Raw genomic sequence first — 24,728 nt, forward strand, 5'->3', positions numbered from 1 at the left:
AGTATTTTTTTATTCATTTTATATAGATTATTCATTTTATATAGAGCTGTTAAATTAAAGCCTTGCTTCTTTTTCTATCTGTTTAAATTTAAAATATGAAAATAGGATCGGGACAATGGCATTTATAATCGTGACTGTGATCAAGGTATTTTTTGTTATTTCTTTAGAGAAAATCAAACATGAAATTAAAATGAGAAAACCTCCCAGCATCCAAATTTTACCTGCCATAAGGTGTGTCGCTTTCCAAACTTCTTTGTTTTCAAGAGTCCAAGGAGTCTTTATTCCGATAAAATAATTGGGTTGTATCACTTTAAAATAATTTCCTAAAGCAATAAATAATATTGCAGCCGGCATATAAAGCAAACTCGGATTGGGCATTTCTTGATTTTTAGAAAAATAGATAATGATAATTGCCAGACAAGAGAAAAATAACAGCAGGATAAATTTTAGCTGATAAAATTTATTCCCCATAATCGTAAGTCTTTTTTTAGGATCAATTTTGGGCAAAAACAACATTAAAAGATAAAAAAATACAGTCATAAAAGAGGTCATCAATATCAGAGTATATTTTTCGCCCCAATTATCAACCACGCCATCATAATTCCAATGCAACGGAACTCTGTTTGGAATACTTTCCCAAATTATGTACAAATAAACTAAAGGTGTCAAAACAATTCCAATCAATGGAAGCTCTTTTTTAAAGTCAAAATTCATTTCTAGTTATTTTTTAAAAGTTAATATCCATTGCAAAACATCTTCCATTATGGTGGTATTGATAGAATAAATGATGAATTGCCCGTTTTTTTCAGATGTAATTAAATCGGCACGTTTCAAAATATCCAAATGATGAGAAATACTGGGTTTTGAAATATTAAAAGCATCGGCAATTTCTCCTGCAGATAAATCTTTCTCTTTTAAAAGTTCCAGAATTTCCCTTCTTGTGGCATCATTGAGCGCCTTAAAAATTTCATTCATGATATTTATATATTTAGACAAATATCTAAATACTTATTTAACTGACAAAAAAAAAGCAGCAATTTTTATATTGCTGCTTTTTTTATATTTAAAATTGCCTTTAAAACTTGTGCTCTTCTTTACTAATCACTAATAACGAGAATAACGAAAGACAGGCTGCAAAAGTCAGGTAAAAACCAACATAAATTAATCCGTAATTACTTGCCAGATATATTGCAATCATGGGCGCAAAAGCAGCTCCCAGAATTCCGGCTAAATTAAAAGTCAATGAAGCTCCAGAATAACGAACAGTTGTTGGAAATAGCTCTGACAAGAAAGTTCCTAAAGGTCCGTAAGTAAAGCCCATTAAACTCATTCCCATACACACGAAGAAAGTGACCATAAAAGTACTTCCAGAATTTAAAAAATATGAAAAGAAAAATCCAAAAAGCGCAATTACAGTTGTCGTTACAATCAATATTTTACGTCTTCCGATTTTATCGGCAACAATAGCCGAGATCGGAATAAATAATGCAAAAAACAATACCGAAAACATTTGAATCAAAAGGAAATCTCTTTTTTCAAAACCTAAATCTGAGGTTGCCCAGCTTAAGGTAAAAACCGTCATTAAGTAAAAAACCAAGAAAGTTGTTATTGCAGCAAATGTTCCAAAGATTAATTGATTCTTATATGATTTTATTAGAGTCAAAAATGGAACTTTAACTTCTTCATCTGCTTTTTTAGAATGTTCAAACGAAGGTGTTTCTGTTATTTTTGTTCTAATGTAAAATCCTACTACAACTAAAAGGGAACTCGCGATAAAGGGAATTCTCCAGCCATAATCCATAAAATCCTCGTTAGTCATGGTGTCTGTCAGTAATAGAAAAGTTCCTCCAGAGAGCAGTAATCCAATAGGCGCCCCTAATTGTGGAAACATTCCATACCAAGCACGTTTATTTGGAGGTGCATTTTCGATTGCTAGTAAAACAGCACCGCCCCACTCGCCTCCTAATCCTACACCCTGTCCAAATCGGCATAACATTAATAATAATGGAGCTGCAACACCAATACTAGCATAACTTGGTAAAAAACCAATTGTAACGGTAGAAATCCCCATAGTAAGCAAAGCAGCTACCAAGGTAAACTTACGGCCGATTTTGTCGCCGTAATGTCCAAAAAAAGCTGAACCCAGCGGACGCGACAAGAAAGCAATAGAAAATGTTGCCAGCGATTCTAAAGTTGCCATCGTGCTGTCTGAACTTGGAAAAAATAATTGTGGAAAGACCAATACTGCAGCATTGGCATAAATATAAAAATCAAAAAATTCGATTGTAGTACCAATAAGACTTCCAAAAAGGACATGTCTTAAAGAATTTTGTTTAGGCTTCATGTAAAATAGATATAACTTTTTTTTACTTGCAAAAATAGAGTTTCATTATTAATAATTCAGACTTAAGCAAATTAGTTTTAGAACACTATCTGTTTTTTAACAAATTAAGTACATTTTCTATTTTACAAAACACAATCTTACTTCAAATTAAAAACCTGATTACAGTGCATTTAAATCAAAAACAAAAAAATCAAATCATAAGCAATCGTTAAAACCGTTTTTAAGTACATATTTTCATTAAATTTACAGCTGTCAAAAATAAATTTAAAATTATGCCTACCGACTGTATCAGCTACCAAACCTCAGGATATTTCTCTAAATTGATACAAGATTATTTAGATCAGAAATCAGAATTAAAACCGCTGTACAATCATTTTCCGACTTTAGAAAACTTCGAAAAACAAATTGCTGAAAAAGAAGCCAATTTTGATAATGCAAACCGAATTCCGCTCGTAGAAACTTTAAAAAAGCAATACCAGCATATTGAAATCTCAGATGCTACAAAACAAAACATAGAGCTTTTAGCGCTTCAAAATACGTTTACTCTTACAACCGGACACCAATTAAATTTGTTCAGCGGTCCGTTGTATTTTTTATACAAAATCATTTCGACGATTAATTTAACTAAAGAATTAAAGTTAAAATATCCTTCACAGAATTTTGTTCCTGTCTATTGGATGGCAACAGAAGATCATGATTTTGAAGAAATTAATTATTTTAATTTTAAAGGAAAAAAATTCCGCTGGAATGCAGAAAGTACCGGACCCGTTGGAAGATTATCAACACAAGGGCTTGAAGAATTTTTCGAAATTTATTCTAAAGAATTAGGATCAAACAGCAATGCCAATACTTTAAAAAAACTTTTTGAAGAGTCTTACTTAAAACATTCTAATCTTGCAGATGCAACCCGTTTTCTAGCCAACAGCTTATTTGCACATTATGGTTTAGTAATTTTAGATGCCGATGATGCCGATTTGAAACGTGCATTTATACCGTTTGCTAAAGACGAATTAGAAAATCAAACATCTTTTAAAGCCGTTCAGGAAAGCATCAAAAGTTTGCAGGAATACAATGTACAAGTAAATCCGCGCGAAATTAATTTATTTTATATTGAAGATAAATTAAGAGAACGCATCATTTTTGAAAATGATAAATACTATGTAAACAATACTAAGATTTCATTTTCTAAAGACGAAATACTTCAGTTATTAGAAAGCAATCCAGAGAAATTCAGCCCGAATGTCATCATGCGTCCGTTATATCAGGAAATTATTTTACCCAATTTATGCTACATCGGCGGAGGCGGAGAAATTGCATACTGGCTGGAATTAAAAGCTTTTTTTGACGCCGTAAATATCACTTTCCCAATTTTACTGGTTCGTAATTCTGTTTTATTAGCAACCGAAAAACAGGCTAAAAAAGCAGATCAATTGAATTTGAACTGGAAAGATTTATTCAGCAGACCAGATAATTTAATTAATACAATCACACACAAGTTATCACCGTTTCCAATCGATTTGACAGCACAAAAAGAGGCGCTTGAAAAGCAATTCAGCTATCTTTTTGAATTGGCAGAACAAACCGACAAGTCATTTTCTGGAGCAGTAAAAGCACAGGAAGTAAAACAGAAAAAAGGTTTAGAAAATTTAGAAAAGCGTTTATTAAAAGCACAAAAAAGAAAACTGCAGGATCAATTGCAGCGTGTAACCGATTTACAATGCGAGTTGTTTCCAAATAAAAGCCTGCAAGAACGCCAAGCCAATTTTTCTGAATTTTATTTAGAAAACGGAGAACAATTGATTCCGCTTTTAATTCAAAAATTAAAACCTTTAGAAGACAATTTTAACATTATAACAATATAAAAAGCTAGCCGCTAATTCCCGAATTCATCAAATAAAAATTCTTGAATTAGCGGCTATAACAATAATTCTGAGAAACAAATAACCACCTCTTTTCTCGAGATTATTGCCCTCTAAACCAAATAGCGATTTTTAAAATTATTAACTAACCCCTTTACCCAAAACCAATGGTAAAAGAACGCTTAATTTCGCTAGATGTCTTTCGTGGACTCACTATTTTATTAATGACTATTGTAAACAACCCTGGAGATTGGGGCAATGTTTACCCGCCGCTTTTACACGCGCATTGGCACGGCTGCACCCCAACCGATTTAGTATTTCCGTTTTTTATTTTTATAATGGGAGTTGCTTTACCTCTCGCAATGCCGGATAAGTTTTACGATGGCACTACTTTCAACAAAATTTTAGTTCGTTCATTACGAATGCTTTGTTTGGGGATTTTCTTCAACTTTTTCGGAAAAATTCAGTTGTTTGGATTAGAAGGAATTCCGCTTCTTATTGGCCGATTAATTATTACCATTGCTGTAGGTTATGCTTTAATGGGCACTTTCAGTTCTAAAGTCAAAAACATTTTAGCCTTTTCAATTCTGTTTATTTATCTGTTTCTGGCTTACAGCGGTATCAAAGCCTATAACGATGTACGACTTCCAGGAGTTTTACAACGCATCGCCATAGTCTACTTTGTAGTTTCTTTATTGTATTTAAAAACATCAAAAAAAACGCAGATCATTACCGGAATTGTTTTATTGCTAGGCTATTGGGCTGTAATGACATTACTTCCTGTTCCCGGAATTGGAGAAGCCAATCTCGAAAGAGGAACCAATTTAGCTGCCTGGGTTGACAGCATTTTACTAAAAGGACATATGTACCATGAAACCAAAACGTGGGATCCAGAAGGAATTTTAAGCACCATTCCATCAATCGTAAACGGAATTATTGGTTTATTGATGGGACAAATTTTACTGTATAATGCTACCAAAATTCAAAAAGTACAGCAAATGGGAATTATCGGTACAGTACTAATCTTTTTTGGATTAATCTGGGATTTAATTTTCCCGATCAACAAATCCCTTTGGACAAGCAGTTATGTTTTGTACACAACTGGATTAGCAACAGTATGCCTCTCCATTTTATATTATGTAATAGATATAGCCGGATATAAAAAAGGTTTTAAACTATTCTTAATTTGGGGAGTCAATCCGATGATTGTTTTCTTTGCCTCACAGATTATTCCGCAGGCATTGGTAATGATTCAGTTTCAAAATCCAAAAAACCCAGAAGAGCAAACCAATCTTCTAGATTATTTATACCGCTTCGGGATTGCCCCATTTTTTAGTAATCCGATGAGTGCTTCTTTGGCAGGTGCCCTAATTTACGTCGTCATCTGGTCCCTTATTTTATGGATTTTCTATAGAAACAAATTAATATTCAAAGTATAAAGGATTTCACCATATAAGCGATGTAAGTTCATTTTAGAAAACAGCAAAAACATCAGAGCTGTCTTTCTTCCCAAAGTTATTTAAATGAACTTATATTACTTACATCGTTCAAAAAAAGCTTTTCTTGGTCAAAACATCATTCTATCATGTTTTAATTAGGAATTTATTAAAATCAATTCATAAAAAAAGTCTACTTTTGCACAAAATTTAATAAATAAAAAATGGCAACAAATAGAACTTTTACAATGATTAAACCAGATGCTGTTGCAAACGGACACATCGGTAATATCTTAGCAATGATCACAAACGGTGGTTTTAAAATCGTTTCATTAAAATTAACTCAATTAACTGTAGCAGATGCAAAAGCATTTTACGCAGTTCACGCCGAAAGACCTTTCTACGGAGAATTAGTTGAATTTATGTCTCGCGGACCAATCGTTGCAGCTATTTTAGAAAAAGATAATGCAGTAGAAGATTTCAGAACTTTAATTGGAGCTACAAATCCAGCTGAAGCTGCTGAAGGAACTATTCGTAAAGCATACGCTACTTCAATCGGAGAAAATGCAGTTCACGGATCTGACAGCGACGAGAACGCTGCAATCGAAAGTGCATTCCACTTTGCTGGTAGAGAGCAGTTTTAATAATTTTAGATTTTAGATTTTAGATTTTAGATTCTAAAACTTTAACGTCCACAATAAAAAAATCCATTTCATCAGAAATGAATTTTTTTTATATCACAAAATCTAAAATCTATCCCGTCCCGAGGTTTCGGGATCGGGACTAAAATCTAAAAAGTCTACCTTAAAACTACTTCTTTCACCACTTCGCGGCCCAGTTCTTCATTAATCATTTTGACTATTTTAGATTTTCCGTGGCTTAATTCATCCCGAAGTACCGAAGAACCCAGTTCTACATAAAGCGTACTCCCTTTAAGGATCACATTTCTAGTATAAGTATTCACACCGCTGCCCATAAGAGATTTCCATGCATCCCGCACATCAATCTGATCCATTCCCGGCTGTAATTTATTAACTTGAATGATCTGCTGTAAAACAGCACTTATAGAAGATTCACTATTTGTTCTTTTCGCCATCTTTCAATAAATTTATAGGTGCTGCTTTTTTATAATGATATTCTATTTTCTGTGGATTCTTAACTACTAACTGTTCATCAGAAAGCGAAATAATTTCTTCGCTCCACTTTGCGTAATCTGTTTTATAATCTAAAAAAACCTGTTCTCCTGCAAAACGAACCGAAACATTTTCAAAAGTATCTGTAGTTAAAAATGTCCCATCAAACTGTGGTGCAACTTTCGTGCGCACGCCTTTATTATTTTTAATCTGAAAAAAATCGAACGTTTCATTCATCTTATATTCTTTCTCTTCTCCCTTCTCCAAAACCACTTTTTCAATTTCCCAATAACCGTTTAATTTAGCAATATCTGCAGGTTTTATCTCTTGTTTGCAGCTTATAAACAAAAGCGACAAAATCAAAACCATAAAAGTGTTTTTCATATGTATTCATTAAAATTAAAAATCAAAGAATAAGGAGCTTTTACCTGCTGTCCGCTGTATCTTTTGCTTTTTAAAGAAAAAAGCAAAAGGATGCCGCTTCCATCAGGGCTAGGAGACTCGTTTTCAAAAGAAATTTTTCCCAGAATACAAAGGTAATCTTATAATCATGAAAAGAAATAAAAAACTCATTAAACTATTTTCAATATTTTTGGTCTTATCTACAAACCAAAAACTCAAAACATGACCAAAACAATTTTTAAAGCACTGCTGATCTTAAGCTTTCTTAGCTGCAGTACCGATCCTAAAGAAGAAACACCAGTTACAGAAGAAAACATGTATTTTCCGCCTGTAACAGGCTCAGTCTGGGAAACCAAATCGATCTCTGATCTTAAATGGAATCAAAACGCAGTGCAGCCGCTTTTGGATTATCTCGAACTCAAAAATTCCAAATCTTTCATCATTCTTGTAAACGGCAGAATTGTACTAGAAAACTATTTTAATAATCACACTGCTTCTACAAATTGGTATTGGGCAAGCGCCGGTAAAACACTTACAGCCACCATGACTGGGATTGCACAACAGGAAAATCTCTTAAATATCAACAATAAAGTTTCTCAATATTTAGGAACGGGGTGGACAAGCGAAACTCTTGCGAAAGAAAACTTAATAACCTGCAAGCACCTGCTGACAATGACTTCTGGCTTAGATGACACTTCAGACGAAGTTGATCCAGAAGATTTAATCTACAAAGCCGATGCCGGATCTCGCTGGGCGTATCATAATGTATATGTAAAACTTCAAGATGTTGTGGCAAAAGCCAGCGGACAAACTTGGGAAAACTATTTCAATAATAAATTAAGAGATAAAATCGGAATGAACGGCGCTTGGGTACAACTTGGTGTAAACAGTGTCTACACAAGCACCACCAGAAGCATGGCACGTTTTGGTTTATTGATGCTCAACAAAGGAAAATGGGATAATACAACAATTTTGAATGAAGCCTTTTTCAATGAAGCCACTACAACTTCTCAAAACATTAATTTAGGATACGGTTATTTATGGTGGCTAAACGGAAAAGCAAATTATCATTTACCTCAGTCACAACTTACTTTCCAAGGAAGTGTAATTCCGACAGGACCAGCAGATATGTTTATGGCTTTAGGAAAAAATGATCAAAAAATATATGTAATTCCAAGCAAAAAAATGGTTGTCATCAGAATGGGAGACGCTGCCGATAATGTCAACTTAGCGCTTTCAGATTTTGACAAAACGTTATGGGAAAAGATCAATGCCCTGTATCAATAAGAAATTCAGATCAAATACCATCCCTTATTTTCTAAAAAGCTTTTGCAGTTACCGCAGAAGCTTTTTTCTTGATCAAAAGGATTACCGCCTTCTGCATCGCGCATTAAACAAGTTTTTACTTTACAATGCGACAAACCTTCGGTATGCCCTAATTCATGTAAAACTAATTTAAAAAATTGTTCGTTTTTAGTTTTGTGCGAAAGCCTGAAAGTCGAAACTACGCAAGATTTGCCAGGCCTATAACCCAGCCCCATAATTCCCCAGTCTTTGATTCCGTTTTTTGTGGTACTGATATCAAATTCAGACAACCCCACAATAACAGAATCTTTATCTATATTATTTTTAAGATTTTTGATGATACTATCGGCACGATATCTATTTCGCGGTTTGTAGTAAGAACCTTTTGGAAAATCAATATTTTTCCTTAAAACCACATTTGGATTAACCGCTTTTATTTCTGAAAACACTCTTTTTGCCTGATTTAAAGAAAAATTACCCAAAGGCTGGATAACTATTACTTTCTGAGCCTGAATACTATTTTCGCTTTTCTTATTTGTACAACTGACCAAAAAGCAGAACAAACCGAATAAAAAGTATTTCATAAAAGCAGCTGTAAAACAGAATTATTTTTTGGTACGAGATCTTTTAACGGCCCCCATAAAAAACAGACCGATTCCTAAAACTAATAAAACATAATACAGAGAAAGGCTGTTGGATTTTAAAACACTTGCCAAAACAAAACAGATAACGCTTGCAAAATAAAAAGCAGAAGGCGTTATATTTTTTAAAGAATCAAAACTCATTAATCTATTATTTAAAGAAACTGTCTACGAATTCGTATTTATTAAAGACTTGTAAATCTTCAATTCCTTCACCGACACCAATATATTTTACTGGAATTTGAAATTGGTCCGAAATACCAATTACCACACCGCCTTTTGCAGTTCCGTCCAGTTTGGTAACCGCAAGAGAAGTTACTTCTGTCGCTGCTGTAAATTGTTTGGCCTGCTCGAAAGCATTTTGACCTGTTGAACCATCCAAAACCAAAAGTACATCGTGAGGCGCATCGGCAACTACCTTTTGCATTACACGTTTTACCTTTGTCAGCTCGTTCATGAGGTTAATTTTATTATGAAGACGTCCAGCAGTATCAATAATGACAACATCTGCATTTTGAGCCACAGCAGACTGCAATGTATCAAATGCTACAGAAGCTGGGTCACTTCCCATATTTTGTCGTACAATTGGCACATCTACGCGATCTGCCCAAACTTGTAATTGATCAATTGCTGCAGCACGAAAAGTATCTGCCGCACCCAAAACAACTTTGTGTCCTGCTTTTTTAAATTGATAAGCCAGTTTTCCGATCGTGGTTGTTTTACCAACACCATTTACACCAACAACCATTAACACATACGGTTTTTTAGCTGCAGGAATTTCAAATTCTGTTGCTTCTCCCGTGTTGGTTTCAGATAATAACGCTCCAATTTCGTCGCGAAGAATTTGGTTTAATTCTTCCGTTCCTAAATATTTATCTTCAGAAACTCTTTTTTCGATTCTTTTAATGATTTTTAAGGTTGTATTTACCCCAACATCAGAAGCTACAAGAACCTCCTCCAAATCATCCAAGACATCATCATCGACTTTAGATTTTCCGGCAACGGCTTTGCTTAACTTTGAAAAAAAAGTAGTTTTTGTTTTTTCGAGACCTTTGTCTAAAGTCTCTTTTTTATCGGTAGAGAATAATTTTTTAAAAAAACTCATTTTATATAGATTGTTAGTTTTTTTTTTGAATTTCAAGATTTAGGTTTCTTAAAATCCCATTGCTCAAAAAAGCAAATTGTTTGTTTCTAGCCCCGATAGAAGCGATATCCTTTGCTTGCCTTCTTTAGGCAAGTAAAGATATAGCGTATAGCGGGAAAAAATGTTTAAAAAAAGCCTAATTGTTGTGCTTCTTTCAAAATTTAGACAAATATAGGTAATAAAAAAGCTACTTCCGCAAGAAAGTAGCTTTTCTATATAATGTGATTGTAATTATTTCTTTTTCAAGAATTCATCAACTTCTTCAGGAGCCATAATAGATTCTACGAATGTATATGCACCAGTTTTAGGAGATTTCACCATTTTGATGGCTTTTGATAATCTCTTAGAAGATGTTTGTAACGATGCTACGGTTTTCTTTGCCATGATTCAAATGTTATTTGAAGCTTTTATAAAACTCAATGGCCAAACCATTTGAGATTTACAAAAATCTCTAATTATTACTTAATTTCTTTGTGAACAGTTACTCTTTTCAAAACTGGATTAAATTTTTTAATCTCTAATCTGTCTGGAGTATTTTTTTTGTTCTTAGTTGTAATATATCTAGAAGTTCCTGCAACACCAGAAGCTTTGTGTTCAGTACATTCTAAAATTACCTGGATTCTATTACCTTTCTTTGCCATCTTGCTATATATTTATTTAGGAAAAGATTATTTGATAAATCCTTCTGACTGCGCTTTTTTCAAAACTGCAGTGATTCCATTTTTATTAATTGTTTTTATCGTAGATGCTGCTACTCTAAGAGTAATCCATCTATCTTCTTCTGGAAGATAAAAACGCTTTTTAACTAAGTTTACAGAAAACTTTCTCTTAGTTTTGTTCATAGCGTGAGAAACGTTATTTCCTACCATCGCTCTTTTACCTGTAAGGTCACAAACTCTTGACATTATACTTATCTTTTATCGTTATTCAAAATCAGGGTGCAAAGAAAAGAAAAATAAACCATTGTAGCAAAAAAATATTACACAATTTTTAAAATTTCTTTCTGCAATATTTCTAAACTCTTAACAGTAGCCCTATCTATCACTTTTTCACGCGGTTGTCCGAAGTTAAATTCTTCTACAATTATGTCGTTTGGCGTTGCCAAAGCAATAAAAACAGTGCCGATTTCGGCATCAGAATCTCCTTTTGAGGGCCCTGCATTCCCCGTCGTTGCTATTGCGTAGTCGGTTTTCAGTAACTTTTTAACATTCAAAGCCATAGCCGATGCAACCTGCGCACTAACTACAGAATACTCGTCTATTAATTCTTCCGAAACTTCCAGAACATTTATTTTGGCTTCGGTGGCATAAGAAACCACACTTCCTTTAAAATACGCCGACGCTCCCGGAACAGCAGACAGCAGCGACGCTACTCTTCCGCCTGTAAAACTTTCTGCTGTAGCAATTGTTTTATTTTGTTTAGAAAGTAATTTCCCTACTACAGTCTCCAGTGTCTCGTTCTCATCATAACCTACAATAATATCATGAATGATCGCATCTAGCGAGGTTACATTTTCTTCTATAGCGGCTTCTAAAAGCTCTTTATCTGTCCCTCTAGCCGTTAATCTTAAGCGTACGCGCCCAGGATTTGGCAGATAAGCCAGTTTTATAAATTCCGGCAGATTGTTTTCCCAGTGTTCGATACGCTCTGCGACTAAACTTTCGCCTTGACCATAAGTCAAAATCGTTTTGTGAATAATGTAAGGACGTTTGTATTCTCGAACAATTTTCGGAATTATTTCTTCTTCTACTAAATATTTCATTTCATACGGAACTCCCGGCAATGAAATAAAAACAGTGTTTTCTTTTTTCATCCACATTCCCGGAGCGGTTCCTACCTTATTAGGTAAAACCGTACATGTTGACGGCACCAAAGCCTGATCTTTGTTTAATTGTGAAATCGGCCTTTTGTAAAATCCTTCGATCAACTGCGTTACGTGAGCCAAAACTTCTGGATTTACAATCAACTCATCATCAAAGTATTCGCAGAATGTTTTTTTGGTAACATCGTCTTTGGTAGGACCTAAGCCACCGGTCACAATTACTACGTCTACTCTATTTTGAAATTGCGAAAAAGTATCTAAAATATGCTTTTTATCATCGCTGATCGAAAGCATCTCTACAACCTCAACGCCAATTTTATCCAGCGATTTTGCAATAAAAGCCGAATTCGTATCTACGATCTGACCAATTAAGATTTCATCCCCTATGGTAATAATTGCTGCCTTCATGTCTGTGGAAAATTTTACTTACTCAAAACAGTAAGTCATTATTAAGAAAAAAAGTTTACCGCATTGAATCTTAGTAAAACAATGCATTCATTTTATTTTTAAAAAATGGTATTTAAGTCGGGGGAAAACAAATAAAACCCAATTCTTTTCACAAAAACAGAATTGGGCTTTATTTTTATTTACAAATCAAAGTCTTTTTTGATTTCTTTAATTGCTTCTTTAACTTGTATTTTAATACTTTTAAAAGTTTCAATAATATCTTTTTTCTTGCCTTCTGCTTTTGTCCAGGCTTCTACCTGCAGAATTTCTTCGAAAGCCACATTCAAACCCATTAAATCTAATGTCGGCTTAATTTTATGTGCATAAGAATAAGCATATTTATGATCTTTCTTTTTAATTCCTTCTTTGATTTGTTTTAAGTCTTCAGGAACTTCTGTAACAAATAAATTTAAAATTTCGTTTACAAATTCAGGATCGTTATCTGAAAGCGCATATACTTTCGAAAGGTTGTACTTTAAAGCCATTATTTTACTTGTATTCTAAATAATTTTTTATCTTCTAAAAAGCCTTCTAAAACATCATTTGGTTTTACGGCTGCAACACCTGCTGGTGTTCCTGTAAAAATTATATCTCCAATTTTTAAGGTAAAAAACTGTGATACATGCGAAATCAATTCGTCAATTTTCCAAAGCATCATTTCAGAATTTCCTTTTTGAACTGTCTCGTTATTATTTCGCAATTCAAAATTAAGGTTTTCCATAGAAACAAAATCGGTTTTTGGCAAAAAATCTCCAACAACAGCCGAACCATCAAAAGCTTTTGCTTTTTCCCACGGAAGCCCTTTTTCTTTTAATTTACTTTGCAGATCACGAGCTGTAAAATCAATTCCAACACTTATCTCATCGTAATATTTATGAGCAAATTTGGGCTCAATATATTTTCCAACTTTATTAATCTTTATGATTATCTCGATTTCATGATGCACATCTTCCGAAAATTCTGGAATTACAAATGGATGCTGTTTTAATAAAACCGCAGAATCCGGCTTCATAAAAACAACAGGCTCACTCGGGCGTTCGTTTTTCAACTCTTCTATATGATTGGCATAATTCCTGCCGACACAAATAATCTTCATTTTTTTTTAGGTCTAAGATTCTAAGGTGCTAAGGTTCTAGAAAAACTATGCAAAAAAACTTAGCAGCTCAACAACTCTATTTCGTATTTAATTTTCTTAATTTAATTGCTGTCAAAACTTTTTTGGTATACAACGGAAAATCAGCATTTTGAATCCAGCTGAAATAGCCAGGTTCTGCTTCTAATACTTTTTCCACCTTTGCCCCTTTGTGTTTTCCAAAAGTAAAAATCTCTTCGTTATCTTTATCAAAAGCGATCATTCCGGCAAAATCGGCGATTTTTTTACGGGTTGTAAACTCCGATAAAGATTTCATGTCATTTTCTAATTCTGGGTAACGATCTAATTGTGCTTTTAGAATTTCATATGTCGCCATAGTGTCTGCTTCTGCAGAATGCGCATTTTCTAAACTTTTACCACAGTAAAACTTCAAAGCAGCACTTAAAGTTCTTTCTTCCATTTTATGAAAAATAGTCTGTACATCTACAGAAACTTTATTTTTCATATCAAAATCAACTCCAGCACGAAGCAATTCTTCTGCTAAAAGCGGAATATCAAAACGATCGGAGTTAAAACCACCCAAATCACTGTCTTTTATCATATTATGAACCTGCGGTGCCAGTTCTGCAAAAGTGGGTTCGTTGGCTACTTTCTCGTTCGTGATACCGTGAACTGCCGTTGTTTGTGGTGGAATTGGAATTGTTGGATTAACCAGCCAGGTTTTACTTTCTTTATTTCCGTTAGGAAAAACTTTGAATATTGAAATTTCTACGATTCTATCTTTACCGATATCAATTCCCGTTGTTTCGAGATCAAAAAAGCAAATTGGTTTGTTAAGTTTTAATTCCATTTCTAATTTTTATAAGTTTACAAATGTAATTTTTAAAGCCGAATATCCTCCTTTATTCTCGATTTTTTTGTCTAAAAAAGCTTTCAAATCTTCGATTTTAACTTTTTACAAATAACTCTTTTGCAGCCAAAGCTCCGAGTCCTAAACTTTTCTTACAAAACAAAAAACCGATAGGTTTTTACACGTATCGGTTTTTAATCTATTTTTATAATTGTCTTTTAGAAATCTCTATCTACATCAAAAGCTTCTAAATATTCTGCTACTCGTTTTACAAAACTTCCTCCTAATGCGCCATCTACTACCCTGTGATCGTAAGAATGCGACAAGAACATTTTTTGACGAATCCCGATAAAATCACCTTCCGGCGTTTCGATAACTGCAGGCACTTTGCGAATTGCTCCAAGAGCTAAAATCCCAACTTGCGGCTGATTGATAATCGGAGTTCCAAAAACACTTCCAAAAGTACCTACATTTGTAACAGTGTAAGTACCGCCTTGTGTATCGTCTGGTTTTAGTTTTCCAGTTTTTGCACGGTTTCCTAGATCGTTAACCGCTTTTGCCATTCCAACCAAATTCAGTTGATCTGCATTTTTAATTACAGGAACAATTAAATTTCCGTTTGGCAAAGCTGCCGCCATTCCTAAATTGATGTTTTTCTTTTTAATGATGTACTCTCCATCTACAGAAATATTCATTCCAGGAAAATCTTTTAACGCCTTTGCAACCGCTTCCATCATAATTGGAGTAAAAGTCAATTTCTCGCCCTCTCTTTTCTCAAAAGCTGTTTTTACTTTATCTCTCCATTTTACAATATTTGTTACATCAACTTCTATAAAAGATTGTACGTGAGCAGAAGTCTGAACTGAAGCTACCATGTAACCCGAAATCAGTTTACGCATTCTGTCCATTTCTATAATTTCGTCACCTCCATTTACAGAAACAGGCACTGGCTGTTGTGTTTTTGCAACAATTGGCTCAGCTGTTTTTGGAGTTTCAACAACTGCCTTTGGAGTTTCCTGAACCGTTTTTGGAGCCTCTTCAATCGCTTTTGGAGCCTCTTCTACCGTTTTTGGAGTTTCTTCAACTGCTTTTGGCACTTGCACAGCACCCGATTTACGGTCTTCTATATATTTTAAAATATCTTCTTTTGTTACACGGCCTTCTTTTCCAGAGCCTGCAATAGCGTCTAATTCAGTAACAGAAATCCCTTCTTCTTTTGCTATATTTTTTACTAATGGCGAAAGGAATTTTTCTGAACTGCTAAAATCCTGTGCAACGACAGTTTCTTTAACAGCTTCTATTGTCTGTTCAATCGCAGCCGCTTCAGCCGGTATCGAAGTTTCTACCTCTTTAGCTGTTTCTGTAACTGCGCTTTCACCACCTTCTGTTTCAATAATAGCAATAGTCTGCCCAACCTGCACCAAATCATCTTTTCCGAACAACTGCTCAACTAAAATTCCAGATACTTCGCTAGGCACTTCGCTGTCAACTTTATCAGTTGCAATTTCAAGCACTGCTTCATCAGCTTCAATTTTGTCTCCTACTTCTTTCAACCAGTTTGTAATAGTTGCTTCAGCGACACTTTCTCCCATTTTAGGAAGCTTTAATTCAAATCTTGCCATATTGTTATTCTAAAGGATGATTTTGATTTTCTGATTGCGAAATTACTGAAAAATTTAAACATAAATTATACTTTGTATAATTTTTACTTAATTATTCTGATTTCCCCTCTCCCATTTCTTAAATTACTTCCAATAATAAAAGCAGTCCTTTTAGGGAAAATCTTAAAAGTAATGTTCTTATCTTTAAGAGTTTCTATTATATTGATACATTTTTTGAATGAAACATATTGATTATCCAAAATGATCTCTGTCTTTTTACCCTTTAAAATCAGGCACGAATTTACCATTTTTTCTTTTTTCAAATCCAAAAAACTAACTTTATTTTCTAAAATCGAAGCTAGTTTTTCCGATAAATTCGCATTTTCGGAGTACAAAATATAGCATTCTGGCAATGGTTTTTCTTTTACATTTCCCTGAAACATTTTTGCGAACGAGAAAAACCAAGTTCCGATTTGAATAAAAATGCTAAAAAACCAAGATTTCTTAAAATGTTTCGCATAAAAGAAATTCATAGCTTCCTGAAAACGTTTCATGTATTTTTCGTCTTTTATCGTGCTTTCTCCTTTATAATGCAAAACTGTGGTTTCGTGAAAATAAAAGTTATTTTTCCCTTTCTGCAGCACACGGTATGACAAATCGATATCATCTGCATACATAAAACAGTCTTCATCAAAACCATTTAATTCTTCATATAAATTACTTTCTAAAAACATAAAAGCCCCAACCAAAATGGCAGCTTTTCCACTTTCGTTTTCATTTAGATGCTGGGCATAATATTGATTGAACAGTTTTGATTTTGGAAAGAGTTTGTATAAACCAAAAATCTTCGTAAAAGCCACCCAGGGCGTCGGAATGCCGCGTTTACTTTCGGGCAGAAAATTTCCTGTTCCGTCAATTAATTTACAGCCAACAATTCCGAGATTATTTTGCCTTTCGGCGAAAGCCAGAATCTTTGTAAAAGTATCTTCGGCAACAACTGTATCGGGATTTAAAATGCAAACGTACTTTCCTTTCGCTTGACAAAAACCAATATTATTACCTTTTGGAAAACCAAAATTTTCAATGTTTACAATCAGTTTTACTTCTGGAAATTTTTCCTGCATCATCAAAACACTATCGTCTGATGAATGATTGTCGACCACAATAATCTCTGCTTCAATGGTCGTAATGGCTTCTTGAACGCTCAAAACGCATTGTTCTAGAAAATAACGAACATTATAATTAAGGATAATAATCGATAACTGCATGAAAAGGGTCTGTAGATTTTGGCCGAAGTTAGAAATTTTCTGATAATCCCAAACGCAAAGACCAATCGTTTTTACTGATTCCGTAATCCAGCGCCAAATTGCTGCCATTCCGTTTGTTCCACTTTATACGGATTCCGGTTCCCACAGCTGGATTCCATTTTTTAAAATCATACGTTTCTAATTTAGAAACCGAAGAAATATTGGTAAAAAAAACCGCTCCAAAAAAACCGTTTTTACTAATATCGGTTCGGTATTCGGTTTCAAAATAAATCAAGACATTACTTCTGTATCTGTTTTTTGTAAAACCGCGTCCCGTTTTTCCGTCACGATCCCAACCGATACTCGGCAGATCCAAATAATGCGGTTTTCCGCCAAAAGTAGACCAATAAAAAGCTCTGGAAGCCCAAACGCGGTGTTTGGTTTTGCTAAATGAATGATATTTTCTGGCATCTATATACAAAGACTGCCATTTGTCTCCTTCGACACCGCTGGTATTGATCCGCAAATCGGCTTCGATATACAATCCTTGTTCCGGATTAATAATATTTTCCCTAGAGTCATACAAACCTTGAATGGCGTAACCAAAAGAACTTTCGTCAGCATAATCTCCATTCATGTATTTGTAATAATCGGTCGGAACATCAATATAAGATTCTTCAGAAATATTTTGGTAATTATCAAAAAGAAACCCAATTCCTAAACGATAATTTCCAATTACTTTTCGGGTTATAAATTGATAAAAACGCCACTGCTGATAATCTAATGTTGACATTTTTTCTTTAGAATTATGTTCACCTATACCATAGGTATATTGCGGGTAAATCATATACCGATAATCGCCGATAAAATTCCATTTGTTCTCACTGGTATAAACATAGGATTGAACTGGGAAAACGTATTGTTTTGTAAAACTAAAATAAGGCGAAAAAGTAACCTGGGACATTTTTGTTTTTTCGTGGTCTTCGCCCAGATAAAAAGTGGTTAAAAAAGAAACTACCAGACCTGTACTCGAATTCACATCTACAGGAACAGGTAGCAATGAAAAAGCTATTTTCTTCTGTCTGTCTTTTTTTATCGAATCGTTTTTGTCAAAGATTTTATGAATAACATCTAAAATATCGTGATTTCCCATAGTAATACTGTCATTCTGCGCCAGACAAAATGAAGTGGTAAAAATTAAAAACACAGCAAATTTTATTTTTAAACTACTCACTTACAATATTTTAAAAGCATTGTCTTACAAATTTATAATTTTATTAAGAATAACAAACTATAATTTTCGTGCTATTGAAAAAGAATTTTAATCTTGGCAAAAAAACTATATTTGACTACTCTGATAATATTTTTTATGAAGAAAATTTGTTTTATAGTTTTATTAACTGCCTTATTTGGTTTTTCAACAAAACAATTAAGAAATGAATCGGATCTGGTAAAAACGAACAAATGGTTTATTGCCGGGCCTTCAATCGAAAATGAAGAAACTCTAAATGCAGTTCGTTTACAAAAAGAAATTATTATTGTTACTGCAAAAGATAATCCGAAAGGAGAAATCGAATTAAATGTAACGATCAAGCCATCAGAAACTAATGATGGTATTGCTGCGAATTTGCCTGATGATTCAAAATATGTTGAAATAACTTATCAGTCTTCGCAGGATATAAAATTACAGGCAAGAGAAGGAAATGCTGAAGGAACCGGCTGTGTACACGGAGGTTCGCACCCGAGAGTCAATCTGCCTGCTTCTCCAAAAGATTATTCTACCGTAAAAATTCTGTGGACCGATTTTAGACAAGACGGTCGTAAAGACGGAAAACTTTTAAACATACATAATTTGTGCAAATTTAACTTTGTCAATTATAATCCGGTTTCTGGATCTGTCTTAAAGATCAAATCGGTAATTGTACAGTTGTAAAAAATGTTGTTTCAGGTTTCATTGTTTCAAGTTTCAGGTTTCAGGTTTCAGGTTATGAAAAACTTTAAACCTGAAATAAAAAAAATCTTAAAGCTGCATCTGAATTTTATATTTATTCAATACTTTCATTACTAGAAGCATTATTGTTGAAAAAACCAGCGACCAGATAATTCCTGGAACTCCTTCTCTAAAGTAATCCGGAATAATATGAAGACCAAATGCTTGATTGAAATAATAGATAACGCCGGGTAAAATATAAATCAATAATGGATTTGCAGCTGCGGGCATAAAGAATTCACTCCATTTAGTTTGTTTTTTAATTTCCATTAACCAATACAAAAAATAGAATAAAACGGTGCAGATTCCTGCCGACAACATTGTCCACGATGGAGTTCCTTGTATTTTGGAGATTCCAAAAAAGGGTCTCAGAAAAAATCCCACAGTAAAAAACAAAACAATAAAACCGATAACTGCCCAATTGATTTTGGAAGCCGTTTTTCTATCAAAAAACAAAAGTGAAACAACTATTCCAGCCGAAGCCAAAGAGGCATGCGTAAGATGTCCTGCTATAAAGCTCAGCCATGCTGTATTTTGCACAAAAGAATTTTCGACTAGATTTAACGAATTCATTGTCACAGAAAAAATCAGAAATCCGATCATTGCCCAAAGATTGCCATTTACCAGCCAATAATAAATCACTGTAAAAAGATATGCCCAGCCAATTAAGCCAAGAATTCCCCACCATTTTGGAGTCATTCCTCTTTCGCCGGTATCCTGAATATAAAAAAAGTATAAGGCAATTAAAACCAATATTCCGCCGTACTGCAGAATATTTTTAAGCCAAAGCGGAAAATCTTTCGGATATTTATTCCAGATCGGAATTGGCATTGAATACGCTAAAAGCCCCCAAAAGGCAGGAGCTATAATCATTTTAGACGCATCATAACCATATTCAGCATTGACCATAAAAACACCAATAATTATAAGTGCAAAGGCTCTTTTTAAAGTGTGTGTCCAGATTACCTTTTTACTATCGCCTTTTAAAAGTCTGGCATTAAACGCAAAGGGAATCGACATTCCAACAATAAATAAAAAAGCAGGAAAAACTAAATCTACAAAAGTCATTGCATCTGCGTCTGCAGGCATGTGTTTCATCCATTGCGGTACATTTGCCACACTAGCCAATTCATTTACAAAAATCATTACAAAAATGGTAATCCCCCGCAAAGCATCAATAGAAATAATCCTTTGATTGTACAAATTCTCTTTTATTCTCATAAAATATTATCTTTTCGACAATGCAAAATAGCACATTAATCACAAAGAGCAAAATTATCTTTGAATGCCATATGTTACCAATAAACTTCTAAATAAAAAAGACAGTCAGTAGGAAAATACAATCAATTTATTTTTACTTTTGCCGAATGTTATCATTCTTTAAACCGAAACCCTATTTAAAAGATCTTCTTGGTGAGGATTTTGTTGATATTCATTCTCATTTATTACCTGGAATCGACGATGGTGCAAAAACCATAACTGAGACGGCTAAACTTGCAGAATCGTTTAAAGAAATTGGTGTTTCACAATTTATCACAACACCGCATATCAGCCATTATGTATGGAATAATTCTCCTCAAGAGATTATCAGCAATTCTATTGAAACAAGACTTACTTTAAAAAAGAATAATATTAATATTCCGTTTTTGGCAGCAGCCGAATATTTTATGGATGACTGGTTTGAAACTCACTTTAAAACAGAGAAACTGCTGACTATAAAAGACAACTATGTATTGGTTGAAATGTCTTACATGAACGCTCCGGTACAATTGTACAAGATTCTTTTTGATTTGCAAGTCGCTGGATACATTCCTGTTTTAGCCCATCCAGAACGTTATTTATTTTATCATAAAAACTTTAGTGAATATACTAAACTAAAAAACGCAGGCTGTTTATTTCAATTGAATCTCCTTTCTGTTGTCGGATATTACGGCGGGCATATTGCTAAAATTGCAGAACAGCTATTAAAAAAAGGAATGTATAATTTTGCAGGGACAGATGTCCACCATTCTAAGCACATAGCGGCATTTTCTCAAAAAATAAAAATCGATACTGTTGATGCTTTAAAAGAAACCATATCCAACAATAATTTTTTTAAATTTTAAAGAACCTTTTTCTAGATCATAACAAAAAAAGCGATCCAATATTGAATCGCTTTTTTGCATTTTACACCCATTTAACTAAGAAAAAAATCTTCTGAACCAAGGTTTTTTTTCTTCCCTAATACCATAACCATAGCCATACGCATATGCTTTTGTCGAGTCAGTATCATTAAGAATTATACACATATTTGGTAATTTCTTTTCTTTGTAAAAAGAATTCACTACAGATAACATTCTCTTTTCTAATTTATTGGCACGCATTACATATGCAAAAACATCTGCGTTTTTAGCGATCACAATCGTATCTGTAACCAAACAGGCTGGTGCTGTATCTGCTATAATGTAATCGTATTCTTTTTTAAGGTTCTCAAAAAGCTGTTCTACTTTAGGATTCATCAGTAATTCTGCCGGATTTGGCGGCACTACGCCAGGAGGCAGAATATAAAAATTCTCATAATCTCTATGCTTTACAATATACCCTTGTATGTCTTTATCGTTTGACGTCAAATAGTTAGTCAGACCTTTGTTTGGAAAGTCCACAAATCTATCAAATTTAGGGTTTCTAATGTCCGTTCCAATTAATAAAACACGTTTTCCTGACATCGCAAATGTTGCGGCAAGATTGGCAGAAACAAATGTTTTTCCTTCAGAAGCAAACGATGAAGTGACAAAAATTGTTTTAGCTGTTTTTTCATCATCTTTATTGACCATAAATTCAAGATTTGTCCGCACGATCCTAAACGCTTCTGCAGAACTGCTTCTGTCGTCGAATTTAATCAAGCTTTCAACATCATCAGAAGAAGGAATATCACCAACATAAGGAATTTGGGTCTTGCCTTCAAGGTCTAGTTTGCTTTTAATTTTTGTATCCAACAAATCATCTACATAAATAATCCCAAAAGGAACCAACAAACCTAATAAGATTCCTGCCAGATAAATGATCTTCTTTTTTGGGCTTATGGGATTTTTTTCTTCTTTTGCAAAATCAATAACTCGCGCATTGGGTTCAGTAGCGGCCAAAGAAATGGCTGTTTCTTCTCTTTTTTTCAGCAAGTATAAATACAATTCTTCTTTTACCTTTTGTTGCCTTGCAATAACTCTAAACTGTCTCTCTTGTAACGGAATTTTCCCAATTTTACTTTTTAAAACGCTCTCTTGTCCTCTCAGATCACGGGCTTGAATCTGGAGATTAGACTGCATACGTTTCAAACTTTCTGCAATATTCGATTTAAGAGAAGAAATATCGTGTTCTAGTTTTACAACAGTTGGATTTTCTGTGGTAGCAGATTTTAAAATTCTGTTACGGTCTAAAACCAGCTGATTGTAAGATGTCATTAAAGCACTAGCTTCTCCTTTATCAGAAATAATATTAGTTGGCAGTAAATCTGTAGTACTGCTTTTTGCAATAAACCCCAGCAAAGACGAAATAACATTCAATTGAATCTCGGCATCAACACTTTTTTTATTAAATTCATTAGAACCATCAATAAACAATTTAGCTTCTGATTCTATATCTGTTAATTGATTGTTTTTTTTAAAACTTTCTACGTTTTGCTCTACTCCGTCTAGTTCTTGAGAAATTAATACTAAGCGGTTTGCAATAAAATTTGAGGTGTTTTCTGAAACAATATTTCGATCTTCATCCGCATCTTTATTGTAAATTTGGATCATAGTGTCCAAAAAGTCTGTGGCTTTTTGAGCTACTGGATCTGAAATAGAAATATTTACAATACTGCTTGTTTTACTAACAGGTTCTACTTTTAGATTTTTTCTAAATTTATCAGTAACATCATCTAAAGGGGTTATTTCTATATCAACAAATTCATATTCATCGGTATGCTTATTCTCAAAAAAAGAAGTCTTTTCAATAATAAAGGCACCTATTTCGGTTTCGATCTTTTCACCGTATTTAAATTCTTTTTTACCTAATAAAACTGAATTTGTTTCGTCATCCTTTATACTTTCTAATGAGAATACATTTTCATTTAAAAAATGACATTTCAAAGTCATTTTCGATTCATAAAACAGCTTCGATTTATTTAGAAAAACAATTTTTATGGGGGCCTTTTTATAAACATCACTTTTCACTACAGTTTCGTTAACGAAAAGAGAAACATTTAAATTCAATTTTTGAATCGTACTTTCAATCAGTGTCCTTGATTTTAATATTTCAATTTCATTATCTACGTTATTGCTTATGTTTCCTCCAAAACCAAGATCTGAAAAAGCAGATAATTCTGAAAGCATACCGCCTTTTTTCTCATCTTTAACTAATATAGAAGTAGAAGCTTGATAAACCGACGGAGTATATCTCAAATGTAAAAAAGCTCCAGCCAGCCCAATTGAAATTGTTAGTAAAAACCATTTCCAATGAATTGCATATTTTCTCAACTGCTCCCGAAAATCTAAGCCTTCGTTTTCATCCTCTATAAAATCATCATAAAAATCTTGACTCTTCATATTTTGCATTATTTAAAAATTAAGACAGCAAGTGAAACTAAAATGGAAACTGCCGAAATAATCACAGAAGTATTTGGTCCTACAGCAGATGAATTTACTCTTGTTTTATTGGGTTCTACATAAACCACATCATTTTGGCTCAAATAGTAAAACGGAGAATTAATAAAATCTGATTTTGTAATATCAACTCTGTTGTAGCTTTTTGCTCCATTAACCTCTCTTATAATTAAGATGTTATTTCTCTTGCCATAAATGGTTAAATCTTTTCCCATACTTAAAGCTTCTAGCAATGTAATTCTTTCTGAGGCAACAGTATAAGTTCCAGGAGTATTAACCTCTCCTTGGACAGAAAATTTAAAATTTGTAATTCGAAGATTGATTGCGGGATTTTTAATATAGTTTCCAATTTTATCTCTCAATAACTGCAGCACTTCTGTACGAGACAATCCTCCAACATGAATCTTCCCTAAAACTGGAAATTCAATATCTCCTTCATGATCTACCAAATACTGCTGTATGGTTTCTTGTCCGCGTGCCACATCTAGTTTGTTGCTTGCCGACGCATTATAGGTTTTCAGGTTAAAAGGCTGTGCAGCTTCATTATCATCTGCAGAAACAATAATCAGTAGTAAATCATCTGGTTGAATTTTGATCTCGTACGAATTTGCATTTTGCCCAGAAGTGATGTTATCAATATCTTGATAGTAAACAATATTTTTCTTCGATGCACACGAAAAAAATAAAAACAAAAAACACCAAAAGACAGTGCTTTTTACAAGAAAAAACAATTTAGATTTCATTAAAGTTTTAATTTAAAATTGAGAATCCGCAATCTGATGAGATCTGGCAGAA

At 33.7% G+C, this 24,728-nt stretch carries 27 protein-coding genes; 6 read left to right on the forward strand and 21 right to left on the reverse strand.

The window, feature by feature from the left end:
- Positions 1-54: 54 nt before the first annotated feature.
- The 3 genes from C4F50_RS18800 to C4F50_RS18810 all read right to left on the reverse strand — a co-directional run bounded on the left by C4F50_RS18800 (position 55) and on the right by C4F50_RS18810 (position 2,344).
- Positions 55-714 carry an SdpI family protein gene (locus C4F50_RS18800; protein ID WP_194140189.1) on the reverse strand — a complete coding sequence of 220 codons (660 nt, stop codon included), beginning with the start codon at positions 712-714 and terminating at the stop codon, positions 55-57.
- A 6-nt stretch (positions 715-720) separates the two neighbouring features.
- Entirely contained in the window at positions 721-975 is a 255-nt protein-coding gene (locus C4F50_RS18805) for an autorepressor SdpR family transcription factor (RefSeq protein ID WP_194140190.1), read from the reverse strand.
- Positions 976-1,075: 100 nt separating this feature from the next.
- Entirely contained in the window at positions 1,076-2,344 is a 1,269-nt protein-coding gene (locus tag C4F50_RS18810; RefSeq protein WP_194140191.1) for an MFS transporter, read from the reverse strand.
- 272 nt (positions 2,345-2,616) lie between these two features.
- On the opposite strand from C4F50_RS18810, the gene bshC reads away from it, so the two are divergent.
- From bshC to C4F50_RS18825, 3 genes are all read left to right on the forward strand, one after another.
- Positions 2,617-4,206 carry a bacillithiol biosynthesis cysteine-adding enzyme BshC gene (bshC, locus tag C4F50_RS18815; RefSeq protein ID WP_194140192.1) on the forward strand — a complete coding sequence of 530 codons (1,590 nt, stop codon included), beginning with the start codon at positions 2,617-2,619 and terminating at the stop codon, positions 4,204-4,206.
- 164 nt (positions 4,207-4,370) lie between these two features.
- Complete coding sequence (locus C4F50_RS18820; protein WP_194140193.1) at positions 4,371-5,642, forward strand: acyltransferase family protein; 1,272 nt, start codon at positions 4,371-4,373, stop codon at positions 5,640-5,642.
- Positions 5,643-5,863: 221 nt separating this feature from the next.
- A complete protein-coding gene (locus tag C4F50_RS18825; RefSeq protein ID WP_012026941.1) occupies positions 5,864-6,283 on the forward strand; it encodes a nucleoside-diphosphate kinase in 420 nt (139 codons plus the stop codon).
- A 155-nt stretch (positions 6,284-6,438) separates the two neighbouring features.
- Here C4F50_RS18825 and C4F50_RS18830 read toward each other — a convergent pair whose 3' ends face one another.
- Positions 6,439-6,735 carry a DciA family protein gene (locus C4F50_RS18830; protein WP_194140194.1) on the reverse strand — a complete coding sequence of 99 codons (297 nt, stop codon included), beginning with the start codon at positions 6,733-6,735 and terminating at the stop codon, positions 6,439-6,441.
- Positions 6,716-7,156, reverse strand: coding sequence for a lipocalin family protein (locus C4F50_RS18835; RefSeq protein WP_194140195.1), 441 nt, complete (start codon positions 7,154-7,156; stop codon positions 6,716-6,718). The genes C4F50_RS18830 and C4F50_RS18835 overlap by 20 nt, the downstream gene beginning before the upstream one ends.
- A gap of 240 nt (positions 7,157-7,396) precedes the next feature.
- Between C4F50_RS18835 and C4F50_RS18840 the strand changes: the two genes are divergently transcribed.
- On the forward strand, positions 7,397-8,461 hold the full coding sequence (locus tag C4F50_RS18840; protein ID WP_194140196.1) for a serine hydrolase domain-containing protein: 1,065 nt from the start codon (positions 7,397-7,399) through the stop codon (positions 8,459-8,461).
- Between the two features lie 5 nt (positions 8,462-8,466).
- Here the strand turns inward: C4F50_RS18840 and C4F50_RS18845 are convergent, their stop codons facing one another.
- From C4F50_RS18845 to C4F50_RS18905, 13 genes are all read right to left on the reverse strand, one after another.
- Positions 8,467-9,063 carry a Zn-dependent protease gene (locus C4F50_RS18845; protein ID WP_194140197.1) on the reverse strand — a complete coding sequence of 199 codons (597 nt, stop codon included), beginning with the start codon at positions 9,061-9,063 and terminating at the stop codon, positions 8,467-8,469.
- A 21-nt stretch (positions 9,064-9,084) separates the two neighbouring features.
- On the reverse strand, positions 9,085-9,264 hold the full coding sequence (locus C4F50_RS18850; RefSeq protein ID WP_194140198.1) for a hypothetical protein: 180 nt from the start codon (positions 9,262-9,264) through the stop codon (positions 9,085-9,087).
- A 7-nt stretch (positions 9,265-9,271) separates the two neighbouring features.
- A complete protein-coding gene (gene ftsY, locus C4F50_RS18855; RefSeq protein WP_194140199.1) occupies positions 9,272-10,225 on the reverse strand; it encodes a signal recognition particle-docking protein FtsY in 954 nt (317 codons plus the stop codon).
- Positions 10,226-10,495: 270 nt separating this feature from the next.
- Positions 10,496-10,648: a DUF4295 domain-containing protein gene (locus C4F50_RS18860; protein WP_008468081.1), complete on the reverse strand. Its 153-nt coding sequence runs from the start codon at positions 10,646-10,648 to the stop codon at positions 10,496-10,498.
- 74 nt (positions 10,649-10,722) lie between these two features.
- The gene (gene rpmG, locus C4F50_RS18865; protein WP_011963553.1) at positions 10,723-10,905 is read right to left on the reverse strand and encodes a 50S ribosomal protein L33; all 183 of its coding nucleotides are present in this window, start codon (positions 10,903-10,905) and stop codon (positions 10,723-10,725) included.
- A 27-nt stretch (positions 10,906-10,932) separates the two neighbouring features.
- Positions 10,933-11,169: a 50S ribosomal protein L28 gene (rpmB, locus tag C4F50_RS18870; protein ID WP_008468080.1), complete on the reverse strand. Its 237-nt coding sequence runs from the start codon at positions 11,167-11,169 to the stop codon at positions 10,933-10,935.
- Between the two features lie 74 nt (positions 11,170-11,243).
- Positions 11,244-12,494, reverse strand: a complete 1,251-nt coding sequence (locus C4F50_RS18875) for a competence/damage-inducible protein A (RefSeq protein ID WP_194140200.1) — start codon at positions 12,492-12,494, stop codon at positions 11,244-11,246.
- Positions 12,495-12,673: 179 nt separating this feature from the next.
- Positions 12,674-13,018 (reverse strand): Hpt domain-containing protein, encoded by a 345-nt coding sequence (locus C4F50_RS18880; protein ID WP_057116875.1) that lies wholly within the window; start codon positions 13,016-13,018, stop codon positions 12,674-12,676.
- Complete coding sequence (locus C4F50_RS18885; protein ID WP_194140201.1) at positions 13,018-13,629, reverse strand: fumarylacetoacetate hydrolase family protein; 612 nt, start codon at positions 13,627-13,629, stop codon at positions 13,018-13,020. Before C4F50_RS18885 ends, C4F50_RS18880 begins: the two co-directional genes overlap by 1 nt.
- Before the next feature lie 76 nt (positions 13,630-13,705).
- The gene (locus tag C4F50_RS18890; protein ID WP_194140202.1) at positions 13,706-14,476 is read right to left on the reverse strand and encodes a 3'-5' exonuclease; all 771 of its coding nucleotides are present in this window, start codon (positions 14,474-14,476) and stop codon (positions 13,706-13,708) included.
- A gap of 218 nt (positions 14,477-14,694) precedes the next feature.
- Positions 14,695-16,098, reverse strand: a complete 1,404-nt coding sequence (locus C4F50_RS18895; RefSeq protein WP_194140203.1) for a dihydrolipoamide acetyltransferase family protein — start codon at positions 16,096-16,098, stop codon at positions 14,695-14,697.
- A gap of 83 nt (positions 16,099-16,181) precedes the next feature.
- Entirely contained in the window at positions 16,182-17,345 is a 1,164-nt protein-coding gene (locus C4F50_RS18900) for a glycosyltransferase family 2 protein (RefSeq protein WP_194140305.1), read from the reverse strand.
- Between the two features lie 28 nt (positions 17,346-17,373).
- The gene (locus C4F50_RS18905; RefSeq protein ID WP_348537019.1) at positions 17,374-18,531 is read right to left on the reverse strand and encodes a BamA/TamA family outer membrane protein; all 1,158 of its coding nucleotides are present in this window, start codon (positions 18,529-18,531) and stop codon (positions 17,374-17,376) included.
- Between the two features lie 162 nt (positions 18,532-18,693).
- Here C4F50_RS18905 and C4F50_RS18910 point away from each other — a divergent pair, with 162 nt between their 5' ends.
- Positions 18,694-19,257 (forward strand): hypothetical protein, encoded by a 564-nt coding sequence (locus C4F50_RS18910; protein WP_194140204.1) that lies wholly within the window; start codon positions 18,694-18,696, stop codon positions 19,255-19,257.
- Between the two features lie 87 nt (positions 19,258-19,344).
- Here the strand turns inward: C4F50_RS18910 and C4F50_RS18915 are convergent, their stop codons facing one another.
- Positions 19,345-20,535 carry a DUF5009 domain-containing protein gene (locus C4F50_RS18915; protein ID WP_194140205.1) on the reverse strand — a complete coding sequence of 397 codons (1,191 nt, stop codon included), beginning with the start codon at positions 20,533-20,535 and terminating at the stop codon, positions 19,345-19,347.
- Between the two features lie 146 nt (positions 20,536-20,681).
- Here C4F50_RS18915 and C4F50_RS18920 point away from each other — a divergent pair, with 146 nt between their 5' ends.
- Positions 20,682-21,419, forward strand: a complete 738-nt coding sequence (locus C4F50_RS18920; RefSeq protein ID WP_194140206.1) for a tyrosine-protein phosphatase — start codon at positions 20,682-20,684, stop codon at positions 21,417-21,419.
- Positions 21,420-21,494: 75 nt separating this feature from the next.
- On the opposite strand, the gene C4F50_RS18925 is transcribed toward C4F50_RS18920, so the two are convergent.
- Both C4F50_RS18925 and C4F50_RS18930 read right to left on the reverse strand, forming a co-directional pair.
- Positions 21,495-23,876 (reverse strand): GumC family protein, encoded by a 2,382-nt coding sequence (locus tag C4F50_RS18925; RefSeq protein WP_194140207.1) that lies wholly within the window; start codon positions 23,874-23,876, stop codon positions 21,495-21,497.
- 8 nt (positions 23,877-23,884) lie between these two features.
- On the reverse strand, positions 23,885-24,676 hold the full coding sequence (locus C4F50_RS18930; protein WP_194140208.1) for a polysaccharide biosynthesis/export family protein: 792 nt from the start codon (positions 24,674-24,676) through the stop codon (positions 23,885-23,887).
- Positions 24,677-24,728: the final 52 nt, after the last annotated feature.

Origin of the sequence: Flavobacterium hungaricum (genome assembly GCF_015182285.1) — a bacterium.
In the GTDB taxonomy this organism is placed as follows: domain Bacteria; phylum Bacteroidota; class Bacteroidia; order Flavobacteriales; family Flavobacteriaceae; genus Flavobacterium; species Flavobacterium hungaricum.

Excerpts from the sequence above, each read along its gene's own strand:
- C4F50_RS18800 (WP_194140189.1), bottom strand. The coding sequence starts at position 714 with ATGAATTTTGACTTTAAAAAAGAGCTTCCATTGATTGGAATTGTTTTG.
- C4F50_RS18805 (WP_194140190.1), bottom strand. The coding sequence starts at position 975 with ATGAATGAAATTTTTAAGGCGCTCAATGATGCCACAAGAAGGGAAATT.
- C4F50_RS18810 (WP_194140191.1), bottom strand. The coding sequence starts at position 2,344 with ATGAAGCCTAAACAAAATTCTTTAAGACATGTCCTTTTTGGAAGTCTT.
- bshC (WP_194140192.1), top strand. The coding sequence starts at position 2,617 with ATGCCTACCGACTGTATCAGCTACCAAACCTCAGGATATTTCTCTAAA.
- C4F50_RS18820 (WP_194140193.1), top strand. The coding sequence starts at position 4,371 with ATGGTAAAAGAACGCTTAATTTCGCTAGATGTCTTTCGTGGACTCACT.
- C4F50_RS18825 (WP_012026941.1), top strand. The coding sequence starts at position 5,864 with ATGGCAACAAATAGAACTTTTACAATGATTAAACCAGATGCTGTTGCA.
- C4F50_RS18830 (WP_194140194.1), bottom strand. The coding sequence starts at position 6,735 with ATGGCGAAAAGAACAAATAGTGAATCTTCTATAAGTGCTGTTTTACAG.
- C4F50_RS18835 (WP_194140195.1), bottom strand. The coding sequence starts at position 7,156 with ATGAAAAACACTTTTATGGTTTTGATTTTGTCGCTTTTGTTTATAAGC.
- C4F50_RS18840 (WP_194140196.1), top strand. The coding sequence starts at position 7,397 with ATGACCAAAACAATTTTTAAAGCACTGCTGATCTTAAGCTTTCTTAGC.
- C4F50_RS18845 (WP_194140197.1), bottom strand. The coding sequence starts at position 9,063 with ATGAAATACTTTTTATTCGGTTTGTTCTGCTTTTTGGTCAGTTGTACA.
- C4F50_RS18850 (WP_194140198.1), bottom strand. The coding sequence starts at position 9,264 with ATGAGTTTTGATTCTTTAAAAAATATAACGCCTTCTGCTTTTTATTTT.
- ftsY (WP_194140199.1), bottom strand. The coding sequence starts at position 10,225 with ATGAGTTTTTTTAAAAAATTATTCTCTACCGATAAAAAAGAGACTTTA.
- C4F50_RS18860 (WP_008468081.1), bottom strand. The coding sequence starts at position 10,648 with ATGGCAAAGAAAACCGTAGCATCGTTACAAACATCTTCTAAGAGATTA.
- rpmG (WP_011963553.1), bottom strand. The coding sequence starts at position 10,905 with ATGGCAAAGAAAGGTAATAGAATCCAGGTAATTTTAGAATGTACTGAA.
- rpmB (WP_008468080.1), bottom strand. The coding sequence starts at position 11,169 with ATGTCAAGAGTTTGTGACCTTACAGGTAAAAGAGCGATGGTAGGAAAT.
- C4F50_RS18875 (WP_194140200.1), bottom strand. The coding sequence starts at position 12,494 with ATGAAGGCAGCAATTATTACCATAGGGGATGAAATCTTAATTGGTCAG.
- C4F50_RS18880 (WP_057116875.1), bottom strand. The coding sequence starts at position 13,018 with ATGGCTTTAAAGTACAACCTTTCGAAAGTATATGCGCTTTCAGATAAC.
- C4F50_RS18885 (WP_194140201.1), bottom strand. The coding sequence starts at position 13,629 with ATGAAGATTATTTGTGTCGGCAGGAATTATGCCAATCATATAGAAGAG.
- C4F50_RS18890 (WP_194140202.1), bottom strand. The coding sequence starts at position 14,476 with ATGGAATTAAAACTTAACAAACCAATTTGCTTTTTTGATCTCGAAACA.
- C4F50_RS18895 (WP_194140203.1), bottom strand. The coding sequence starts at position 16,098 with ATGGCAAGATTTGAATTAAAGCTTCCTAAAATGGGAGAAAGTGTCGCT.
- C4F50_RS18900 (WP_194140305.1), bottom strand. The coding sequence starts at position 17,345 with ATGCAGTTATCGATTATTATCCTTAATTATAATGTTCGTTATTTTCTA.
- C4F50_RS18910 (WP_194140204.1), top strand. The coding sequence starts at position 18,694 with ATGAAGAAAATTTGTTTTATAGTTTTATTAACTGCCTTATTTGGTTTT.
- C4F50_RS18915 (WP_194140205.1), bottom strand. The coding sequence starts at position 20,535 with ATGAGAATAAAAGAGAATTTGTACAATCAAAGGATTATTTCTATTGAT.
- C4F50_RS18920 (WP_194140206.1), top strand. The coding sequence starts at position 20,682 with ATGTTATCATTCTTTAAACCGAAACCCTATTTAAAAGATCTTCTTGGT.
- C4F50_RS18925 (WP_194140207.1), bottom strand. The coding sequence starts at position 23,876 with ATGAAGAGTCAAGATTTTTATGATGATTTTATAGAGGATGAAAACGAA.
- C4F50_RS18930 (WP_194140208.1), bottom strand. The coding sequence starts at position 24,676 with ATGAAATCTAAATTGTTTTTTCTTGTAAAAAGCACTGTCTTTTGGTGT.